This is a genomic window from Haloferax sp. Atlit-4N, from assembly GCF_003383025.1.
Taxonomy (GTDB): domain Archaea; phylum Halobacteriota; class Halobacteria; order Halobacteriales; family Haloferacaceae; genus Haloferax; species Haloferax gibbonsii.
The window spans coordinates 1-10,135 of the sequence record NZ_PSYY01000013.1 but is presented as its reverse complement, the minus strand read 5'-3'; the positions used below and the strand labels follow the sequence as shown (position 1 = coordinate 10,135).

The window sequence follows — 10,135 nt, the reverse complement described above, 5'->3', positions numbered from 1 at the left end:
TGGTCCGATGGATGGCGGTCCCATCGATGATCGAACGTTCCTTGCTCGTGGTCTTCGTGGTAATGGAGCGAGAAGTCACCGTTCTCGAACCAGACAATCTCTACCCAGGCACTGTGAACACTCGATGGGTAAAACTGTGTATCGTACACACAGACCAACCGGTCAGGGGCGAATTCAGGTTGGTCGACTATCTGCGTGAACCGCTCGTCGGAAGCAAATCGATCTCGGATGACGCCCAAGCGGTCGAAATCAATTGGAGCACCAGAAACTGAATGCGACCCACTACTCTCATCTTGTCCTGTCATACCGCCGTTTGCTGATCAGCAGCGTCGCCCGACTCGGTTGCTAGTGCCCGTTCGAGGAGCTCAACCCGACGGCGAGCCGTCTTCCACGCAGACACAGCCTCCCAAACGTCCTCTATCGATTGGTCAGTAGCCGATGCGTGCTTTGAGAGAGAGACCGCGTCTGGCGACGCGACATCGAATTTCTCGGCCAACTCCTCGGCTCTCGCTGCCTCCGTTTTCAAGAACTCAAGCAGCTCCGCTGACGAATACTCATCTTGGAGCATCTGGACCCGCCGCCAGTTCAAGTATGACTGGTTGCGTACGTACGTGGCCGGCGACTCGGTAACCTGCTTCACAATACCCATCTGTTCGAACCACTCAAGGTACTCTCTCGCAGCGTCAACGCCGTGGCCTGCGAGGTCAGCAACTTCGCGGGCAGTCGCTGGAGTGCTGAGCCCAAGCACAGCGTCAAAAAAATCGTCTCGCGTCCGCTCTCCACGAACCAGCTCCTCTGGCGAGGTCAGGGCGTCGACATCTGGCGCGTTAGTTCGCTCCTCGGCATCGGCCTGTAGTTCAGAGCGCGGTTCTTCCATACTCACTCCACGTGAGTAACAGGAATAAATCTTGCTGGCACGGATTATTCCGACTCCATGATTCGAGAGGCTACATTAACCAACAGATCGGCTATATACGCCCAATTGTTGGTTAACATAGTTGTCGATGTCTCATATCTGGTGTAGTGCTTTATTACAAGTACATCGAAAATGAGACATCTGGACGTTGAGATTGAGTAGCGTTAGTTCGCCACTCAGGACAGAATCTCGTCGCAGGAAGTAGAGGTTTGGGCCACGAACCATTTGGCACACTCAACGCGACGACTGACGTGTCCACCGAGGTCGAGGTTGAAGACCCTGCCCCCGTCATCGATGTGTAAAACCGTGAGAAGGGATGGGGGAAAAGATGAAATGAGGGCAAATCGGACGTAACAGCTGTATATATGCACGAGAGGCAGTAACGCCCTAGAAATAACCTCTCTAGAAGTTATGACTATTGTCTGACGAAGTTTTATGTATCCACCAAGTTAACTGAACCCCTAGTGGAGTTAAAGTGAGTCTCGAGTGAACGAGTCTCAAGTCTTCTTATACTCCTTGTGACCCATGACCGCAACCGTGTCGGGTACTGGCCGAATCGGCCCGAAGCTATGCCACGGGACTCACCGTTGACGGGTGTGAAGGTGCATACATTGAGGATGCGGTATACATTCATACCTGACCCGTGGAAATTGAAAAAGGGCCTACACGGGATTCCTCGCCGTCCGAACGCTTATCCTCTGAGACCGATTCGAGTTTAGTATGGCAAGTGCGACTCGCAACGGTGACGACGACTTTGAGGGGGTCGAGTTCATCCGCGAAGACGACGGGAGTATCACCGCCCGCGATACCGAGACCGGTCTCGCACGTGGTGGCGACACCCGAGCAGAAGCACTTTCGCAGCTTGCGGAGGCTCTCGTTCTCCACGAGGGTGGTGGTGAGCCCATCACCGACGATGACCTCGAAGAACTCGGCCTCGACCCCGACGAGTTCGAGAACCGCGAACTGCCCGACTTTATGCAGTAGATGGTACGGAGGACGTTCTCTGGCCGCGAGGTCACCAAAGCACTCACGAAGTACGGATACGTCCCGAAATCTCGCCACGGAAGCCACGTTCGGCTGCGATACGAGCATCCCGAGACGGGAGAAGTCCGAAACGTCGACGTGCCGCAGCACGACGAACTCAAGATTGGGACCCTCCGTTCCATCGCCGATCAATGCGGCGCGAAGGACTTCCACTCGTGGTGCGAGTGGATCGAACAGACGCTGTAACCGTCATCGATGTGGATGTCGGTACGCTGAACGCTGGACTTACTGAGGTAACCGACATCGCGCTCCTGTCTGGTCTTCTCGGGAGAAGCCTCGAACCTGGACTCATCGCAGTTGGTGAGCTGGGGGCGTCCTCACCGCGGACAAACCCGGTTTCGTTTAGGTATCCGAGTCGGTCGCCGTCACGTCCTCGGGACGATGGACCGGCCCGTCGTGGCGGTGTTCGTCCCTGGTATTCCACGTCGTAGGGCCACTCATCGGCCCATTTGAGAGCATCAGTAGCAGATGGGAAGCCGACGGTGTGCCACTCTCCACGCTGATCTTCATGGCAGACATAGCGGCGCACGTCGTCGTTCGCCCCTTGGTCGTCGCGCGGTGCGAACGCAACGAGGCGGACCTGACGACTAGACGCCCAGTACCTACTCACGATTGCAAACATATCTTTGCACCCACAAACTAATATGAGCGCAATCCGTCTCTAGGACAATGACTGAGGATACACCGTCTCCACCGGACATGAATCTGACCGGTGAGTGGGACGAAGCCGTCGAGAGTCGGACGGTGAAAGATCGTGTGTATGAAGCAGCGACGACACTCACGGCCCCAACCACTGTTGCGGACGTCGCAGAGCGTGCTGACTGTACAAAAGAAGGTGCTCGTCCCCACTTGGAGTGGTTCGTCGAACTCGGGGTCCTCGAAAAAGTCGCAGACAATCCTGCACTCTTTGTCCGAAACGAGGCCTACTTTGAGTTCCGTCGTGTCACGGAACTGACCCGGGAGTTCAAAACAGCTGAAGCAGCCGACGAAGCAATCGACGAGTACCGAACCCGCGAACGAGAACTCTCGAGCTACTTCGCTGAATCCTCACCCGAGGCGGTTGTTCTTTCCGAGACGACGTACGAAGATCTCGATGAGCCGTACGACAGGTTGAGTGAATGGCGAACAGTTACTCGCCGCCTTCGTGAACTCCGAGAAGCCAAATTCCGTCTCAAATCAAATACCGGTGGGAGTCCTGCCTCGTCGTTCCCCTGAGCTCGATGGGACGCACAGATGACCTCAACGAAGAACGGATGCGAATTCTCGGTGGTCGACTCGCAGATCTCTCGGTAATCGAGACCGTCCAGTACTTCCCGTCTGGAAAGGAAGATCGTGTTGTTGCCACTCTTCGGTCGAATTACTACCCCAACGTCGTGGATACTGCGACTCTCGAAATCCGCCTTCGACTGAATGGAGAGTTCAACTTTCAGTATTTAGAGGAATGGACTGGTGAGCGCTGGTCGTGTCGATGGGACCGCCACCCAAATACGCACAATACGCGCGACCACTACCACGTACCACCACAACCGCGAGAAGAGAGTGCGGTCGATGCAGTCTACCCAGATGATCCGAATGGCGTGCTTCGGGTCGTTCTTCAGACGATCGAGAAACGAATTAACGATATTTGGGCGACAACAGATCCGGTTTTCCCGTCAGAATACGAATTCGAGAAGGAATACGGCGCAGACTACCTCGTGGACACGTAGCGCAGTTTGTCACTCTGGGCGGACGACTTCATCGCATGAATAGCATTCTGCGAACACGCCAGTTGTCCCATCGGCCTCCTCAAACTCAATGAGCGACTGGTATGCCTCAATCTCTTCGCCGCAGTCAGGGCATCGACCAAGCGCCGTCGAATCATTCGTCATAGGGGGTTGTGGAGACGTGTGTGACACAGATTGTCTCCAGTAGTAGTTACGTGGTGTCACAGCAAAGATGTTTGGCCAGGATGATATTCAACAGATACATTCATGAATTGTGTTCATTAACTTTGTTCACTAAATCAGATTTCTCCACAGACCGCCTGCAATAAGGGATGAGTATAGTCTCACCCAGCCATGGCGTTCGTTGTGTTTGTTCATCGTATGTGTTCAGTATATTTGTTCATTGGGTACATTCATTGCTGAACTCAACGAATGAACGTGCCTGTTGAACACAATGAGTGCATGCACAGAAGATTCAAGGTGGTGGTTCATCATGAACACAGTATGCTCACATATTCGACCTACAGCGAGGCAGGCGGGGTCGGGAAGACGACCACCGCAGCAAACCTGGCGGTTGCGCACGCTCGGGCAGGGTTGAAACCGCTCGTCGTTCCGCTTGACCCACAAGACGGCGATCTCTCGCGTCTCTTCGGTGTTGACGACCAGCGAACTGATTCAGTCGATAACATCGTCCGGCATATGATTCGACGCCCCAACGGCGACTTTGACGATCTCATTCGGACCGTCGAAGGTGTCGACATCGTTCCGGAGCACAATATGCTCTCAGACTTAGCCGATTTTCTCCAGCGAGAGAAAGACCAGGCGGAAGCCATGGGCGAAGCATTCGGGATGCACGCACAGTTACTCCGTGTGCTCCGCGAGGCCGGCGTCCCGGAGGAGTACGATGTACTGATCTGTGACCCACCAGCAACTGAAGGGCCACACCTCTACAACGCGATTCACGCGACGCGGTCGCTTGTCATCCCCGTCGAGCCAAGCGCAAAGGGCCGTGCAGCAGTTGAGGGGCTTGAAGCCCTCGTCGCCGGGTTTGAAGACCAACTTGAGATTGACGTTGGTGTGCTCGCCGCCGTGCCAACCGGATTCAAAAACACACGTGACCAACGGCAGGTACTAGCTGAAATCGACTATCCGATCCCAGAGATCATCAGCGAGCGTGCCTCCCTGATGGAGGGGTGCTGGATGGAACAATGTTCGGCGTTCAAGTACGTTCGTGAACATCGTAATCGCCGCCGTGACTACGAAATCGAGACGCTTGTTCAGTTCGACCGCATCGCAAGACATCTCGAAGAACAGGTTGGTATCGACGCGCCAAACCCCCCGGAACCGGGTGACGTCGACCACGAGGTGGTGACGGTATGACTGGCATGAAGAAAGGAGCTGGTGAAGATCCGTTTGCGGATGACTCGTCGACTGAGTCAGCGACCGCTACAGAGACCCAGACGAAGGACTCAGAGCCCGACCCAGCCGAAGAAACGGATTCGAACCAAGCCGAGGGCGAAGACACCCAACAACCTCGCCAGCAGATCCAGATTCCATACAAATTCCGCCGCGATGGCGTCCAAGACGGTCGTGACCGCGTCCCACTGTTCTTACAGAAGGAGACAAAAGTCGCAGAGCGAGACGCCCTCCGGGAGTTCGAAGACCGGTTCGAAGAAAACGTCTCACTCACCGACCTCCGTGAAGCGCTCATGAAGGTCGGCCTGCAACACCTCGATGAAACAGAAGAGTGCCTCGAAGAGTGGGGCTACGGGATGACGTTCGACTAGCCAAGAAACGGCGCTTACAGCAGTATGGGCGCGAAAATCGACAGCTGGCAGTCGGTCACGGGCCGAACTTGGAATCCACTGGGTGGTTTGTTGACCAAGAGAACGAGCGTCGCCTCCCTGGTAGCCCATTCTAAGGACCGAGGAGTTCGGAGGTAGCGTAATAATGAAATATTTCCTAGATTTTCAATAACCCAATTGTCCCACAGAGACAACGAGGATTAGCAAGATATCGACCGGCCATCGAGTTTCAACGGTGAATCTTATTTCGCTATATCCAATTCCAAGCGATAGTTCCCACAACCCCAGAGGATGGAAGTGTGGCATGGTGCAAGACCACGCTGACCGGATGCGTCGGTGAACATTGCGTGGCCCGAGAACGTAAAATTCGACGGTGACGAGACGAATTAGCAGACTCACGAGACCCAGTCAAAGGTACGGTTGGTGTGTCTGTCCGGGCCGAGCGCAGGAGCCGCTCAACCTCACTCCGTTTCCTTGCGGAGCAGGAGTGCTAGTACACATCTGAGGGCACCAACAAAAGCCTCAGGAGCGGTGGTCGAGGATTCTTACCAATTAGTGATTACTATCTGAGTGGGTTCGCCTCGTCACCGAACCCACGCCCGTATGTCTCAACGACCTCAGTAACGGTGACCTCATACGCATCGTACCACTTCGTCCACCGTTGTTTCGCGTGCTGGTGGTCCGAATCCGCTCCAAACGACTTGACCGCGTCCAATGACTCCCAGTAGTAGACGACAAGGACCTCCTCACTATTCGGTGCATGCCACGTCTGCTTACCCAGGTATCCCTCCGTTTCCTCGGCAGCCGTCTGTATCGCGTCATTCAACTCATGAAACTCTGCATCATACTCCCCGGGATCGAGGCGGAACGTTATCAAATACGTCATAACTGTGCCTTCGTCCACACGAACATGATGCTTCTCCTTGGAGTATACTTCGGTTAGCAACCAACGAATCGCTGACTCATCTCAAATCCCGTTTGGGTTTTTTGGCCATCTTCGCCGGGAACCTCATACATAAGATTCGCAACTGACAAAACTTCGTGAGCACTCCTCTAAATCAAGTTCAAGTGATACATGGTGAATACCCAATGACACGACACAATAGCCAGTCAGACAGGAACCGGTTCGCAACCGTCGCAGTCGGCGCAGCTGAAACTGAGAAGCAGCCCCACAGAGATGGAACGAATGATATCGTCCCGCCAATTCACCTCTCGACTACGTTCGAGTGGGCAAGTGGGGAAGATGCCAATGAACACGATTATTCGCGCGAGAGCAATCCGACGCGGGCAGCCCTCGAAGAGCAGTTAGCTCGCCTTGAAGGCGGTGAACATGCGCTGGCGTTCGCTTCTGGGATGGCCGCCACATCGACAACGGTGCTTTCGCTCGTCCCTCCAGGAGGCCACGTCGTCTCCTCGGACACCATCTACAGTGGAACCGAAAAACTGCTCACGGAACACATGGCCGGACATCTCGGCGTTGACATCGATTTTGTTGACGCCCGTGATCCCGATAACGTTGCCGATGCGGTCAACGCGGACACCGACCTGATCTGGGCAGAAACACCATCGAATCCTTTGATGAGGTTGTGCGATGTCCAAACGATAGCTGATATCGCCGATGACCACGCTGCCCGGTTCGCTGTAGACAGTACCTTTGCGAGTCCGTACTACCAAGCCCCGCTCGAACTGGGTGCCGATATCGTCGTTCACAGCACCACCAAGTATCTCAACGGACACTCTGACTCAATCGGCGGTGCCGTTATCACCGACGACAGTAGGGTTTTCGAGCAATTGTCGTTCGCGCAGCGGGTCGGATTCGGGAATATGCTGTCGCCGTTCGACTGCTACCTCGTTGCGCGAGGCATTAAGACATTGCCCGCACGGATGGAACATCATGAGAGGAATGCGATGGAAGTCGCCCGCTTCCTGGAAAGCCATGACCGGGTCGCTCGTGTCTACTATCCAGGTCTTGAAAGCCACCCGCAACATGACCTTGCGAGTGAGCAGATGTCGGGATACAGCGGGATGCTGTCGTTTGAGTTCGATGGCACTCCCATCGAACTGGAGGCGTTCATCGAGGGGCTTGAGGTTTTCACGCCGGGGGCGAGTCTCGGTGGGGTCGAGAGCCTTATTGAGGTACCGTCACTAATGCTCCCCGACGAGTTCAGTCGTAGTGAGGATTCGGCGGAGGTTCCCGAGACGTTGGTTCGAGTATCCGTTGGCCTCGAAGACGCTGACGACCTCTGTGAAGACCTCCAGAAGGCGCTACCGTAGCGCAGTTCTTTTTCGTCCTTGACCTCGATTCGAAATCGCGACTGTTGACCGCCAGATATGGCAGTCGCAAGCGGGAAGACGGACTGTTTCTACATGAGAGCGCGCGGATTATTCGAGCGGTTCGATTACATCTCCGGGACGGATAATCCCATCTTCCAGAATGTCTGCCCGGAGCCCACCTCGGTGAGTTAGCGCCTGCAATACGCCGTCCTGTGTGATGCGCTGAAGGTGATTACAGGGTTCGCACAGTCGATCTCCTCGACAGATGGCGTCACCGACTCGGAATCGTTGTCCAACAAGGTGATTGAGCGCGACATCACGGGTTTCGATGTTCCGTCGGTGTTCTCCCGGTTCGAGTTCGATACCCGCTTCACGTTCGATTGCTGTTATAGCCTCTTGCTCGATCAATGTGAGGTCGTACCCATCGTGGCGCTCCTCATCTGGCTCCCACCCGACGAAGGTTCCCGTCTCAATCTCGCTAAAATAGCGATCACCTCGAAGCCCCTGTCCAGCAACTGCTTCAACGTCAGTCTGTTCTTGCATCTCTGCTTCGGCTTCGGGTGCGATAAAAACCCGCTCGATAGTGCCACTCCCGGTCATATACCGAGATGCGTTTCGTACATCATAAACACTTGGGTGTGCGTATTATGACAAGGTAACTTGGTAGTCTGTCAATAGATCACTCCAATATGATTCATTATCTATCGAGTGAATCCGGTGGATCTTCTGTACTGGATTTATCTCCAGATAAACAAGGCGAGTACCTCGGGGCTTGACCCCGAGTCGGTTCACAAAGTTTCGTTCGAGATGCTAATCCGGTATGGCGCGGTGGATACGACAACCACATCAAACGCACCCAGCGTCCGTCCACCGGTTACAACAGCTCCCGTTGGCACATCTAGTTCGAACTGACGACTGGTGAAGTTCGTCACCCATGTCAGGCCGTCTCGTTCGTTGAATCGAACTCCGTCCGGAAGTCGGGAAGTGTGCTTGATTCCACCGCGGGACAGCAGCTCAGCAACGAGTTCGTCAAGCAGTTCTGATCCCGGCCAGACACCACAGTACGTTACTGAGCCGTCGCCACGGTTCCTCCGGGTGACCGCCGGGCGTCCATCCCCCGGACCGAAAGTGTGCGTCGCTACGACGGTCGTCTGTGGATCAGGGTCAAGCCACTCCGCCCAAATCGTGGCAGCGTACTCATCGCCATCAACCTCCACGGTGAGTGGGACATCTTCCGGGTAACTCTCGTGTTGGTCGACGACGAGACCGGTTAGGTCCGCAAGTGGCCCCGGTGCAAGCGTCTCGTGTAATTGATTGGCCGGAGTCTTCACGCCAGAGCGCGCCCCCACGAGTAACTGGCCGCCCTGCTCGACGAATTGAGTAAGGCGGTCCGCAAGTTCGGTATCGACGAGGTGAAGCCCAGGTGCGACGACGGCGTCGTAGTCGTCTAGTTGGGCGTCCGGGTGAACGACGTCAACCTGCACACCACGGGTTCTGAGGGCACAGTAGTAACATCGGAGGTGCTCCCAATAGTCGAATTCGGGAGCGTGAGGTTGTACACCGATAGCCCACCAGTTATCGTAGTCATGGAGAAGCGCAACAGAAGCGTCAACGTGGTCGACGTCAACTGCGGTGAGTTCTTCGGCTACATCTTGCGCATCGCTGTAGCCGCGGTCCGGCGATCCATCTTGTTTCATGAGCCCGGCGTGGTACTGTTCTTGACCCTCTAGACATCGCCGCCAGCGGAAGTACAGAACTGCGTCAGCCCCGTGGCCAACTGCGTGGTGTGCCCAGAGTCGCATCGCACCGTCACCCGGTTGTGGGCAGTAGGGTGGCCAGTTGACGTCGCCGGGTTGTTGCTCCATCACCCAGAAAGGAGCATCATTCGTCGCCCGGCAGAGGTCGTGATTCAGGCCAACTTGATCTGGGTCGCCCGCTCGGAGTTCATCCATCGATGGGTCGGCGGCGCGACGGTCCTGAACGAAGCCTGTTGGATACGAGTCCCACGAAACTAGGTCCAAATCGTCACTAACCTTGTGCATGTCGAGCGTCTCGAAATCACCCATGAAGTTGTGCGTCACAAACCAGTCACCATGCTCGCGGATGATGTCGGCATGGATACGGTTGTAGTCGACGACGCTATCGGTCGCAAAGCGGTAGTAATCCAAGAGGCGAGAGGGGTGATGGTCTGCCGGTGTCGGCCGTGGCGGGTCGACAGCTTCGAAAGAGGCGTACTGTTGGCTCCAGAACGTCGTTCCCCACTGCTCGTTAAGATCATCAATATCGTCGTACTTCGCAGCAAGCCATTCTGAAAAGGCGGCTGAGCAATCCTCACAGTAACAACGAACCGTCCCGTGGCAACCAAATTCGTTGTCGGTCTGCCAGCCGACAAC

General features: G+C 55.3%; 12 protein-coding genes. 7 read left to right on the top strand and 5 right to left on the bottom strand.

The features are described from left to right. Nucleotides 1–305 (bottom strand): hypothetical protein (locus C5C07_RS22245; protein WP_115805980.1); only part of this gene is annotated, 305 nt, incomplete at its 3' end. Next, nucleotides 302–877: a hypothetical protein gene (locus C5C07_RS19905; protein WP_115805977.1), complete on the bottom strand. Its 576-nt coding sequence runs from the start codon at nt 875–877 to the stop codon at nt 302–304. The genes C5C07_RS19905 and C5C07_RS22245, both read right to left, overlap by 4 nt. A gap of 759 nt (nt 878–1,636) precedes the next feature. Between C5C07_RS19905 and C5C07_RS19900 the strand changes: the two genes are divergently transcribed. From C5C07_RS19900 to C5C07_RS19870, 6 genes are all read left to right on the top strand, one after another. Then, entirely contained in the window at nt 1,637–1,900 is a 264-nt protein-coding gene (locus C5C07_RS19900; protein WP_115805976.1) for a hypothetical protein, read from the top strand. Beyond that, the gene (locus tag C5C07_RS19895) at nt 1,901–2,146 is read left to right on the top strand and encodes a type II toxin-antitoxin system HicA family toxin (protein WP_013035697.1); all 246 of its coding nucleotides are present in this window, start codon (nt 1,901–1,903) and stop codon (nt 2,144–2,146) included. It abuts the gene before it with no gap. A 483-nt stretch (nt 2,147–2,629) separates the two neighbouring features. Further along, nucleotides 2,630–3,175: a hypothetical protein gene (locus tag C5C07_RS19885; protein ID WP_233510478.1), complete on the top strand. Its 546-nt coding sequence runs from the start codon at nt 2,630–2,632 to the stop codon at nt 3,173–3,175. Nucleotides 3,176–3,180: 5 nt separating this feature from the next. Further along, entirely contained in the window at nt 3,181–3,666 is a 486-nt protein-coding gene (locus C5C07_RS19880) for a hypothetical protein (protein WP_115805975.1), read from the top strand. A gap of 501 nt (nt 3,667–4,167) precedes the next feature. Further along, a complete protein-coding gene (locus C5C07_RS19875) occupies nt 4,168–5,043 on the top strand; it encodes a ParA family protein (protein ID WP_115805974.1) in 876 nt (291 codons plus the stop codon). Next, nucleotides 5,040–5,450, top strand: coding sequence for a hypothetical protein (locus tag C5C07_RS19870; RefSeq protein ID WP_115805973.1), 411 nt, complete (start codon nt 5,040–5,042; stop codon nt 5,448–5,450). Before C5C07_RS19875 ends, C5C07_RS19870 begins: the two co-directional genes overlap by 4 nt. 580 nt (nt 5,451–6,030) lie before the next feature. On the opposite strand, the gene C5C07_RS19865 is transcribed toward C5C07_RS19870, so the two are convergent. Next, nucleotides 6,031–6,354 carry an antibiotic biosynthesis monooxygenase gene (locus C5C07_RS19865; RefSeq protein WP_115805978.1) on the bottom strand — a complete coding sequence of 108 codons (324 nt, stop codon included), beginning with the start codon at nt 6,352–6,354 and terminating at the stop codon, nt 6,031–6,033. Between the two features lie 203 nt (nt 6,355–6,557). On the opposite strand from C5C07_RS19865, the gene C5C07_RS19860 reads away from it, so the two are divergent. Beyond that, nucleotides 6,558–7,742 (top strand): PLP-dependent aspartate aminotransferase family protein, encoded by a 1,185-nt coding sequence (locus C5C07_RS19860; protein ID WP_115805972.1) that lies wholly within the window; start codon nt 6,558–6,560, stop codon nt 7,740–7,742. A gap of 108 nt (nt 7,743–7,850) precedes the next feature. Here the strand turns inward: C5C07_RS19860 and C5C07_RS19855 are convergent, their stop codons facing one another. Then, the gene (locus C5C07_RS19855) at nt 7,851–8,342 is read right to left on the bottom strand and encodes an MOSC domain-containing protein (protein WP_115805971.1); all 492 of its coding nucleotides are present in this window, start codon (nt 8,340–8,342) and stop codon (nt 7,851–7,853) included. A 188-nt stretch (nt 8,343–8,530) separates the two neighbouring features. Further along, nucleotides 8,531–10,135 (bottom strand): beta-galactosidase (locus C5C07_RS19850; RefSeq protein WP_115805970.1); only part of this gene is annotated, 1,605 nt, incomplete at its 5' end.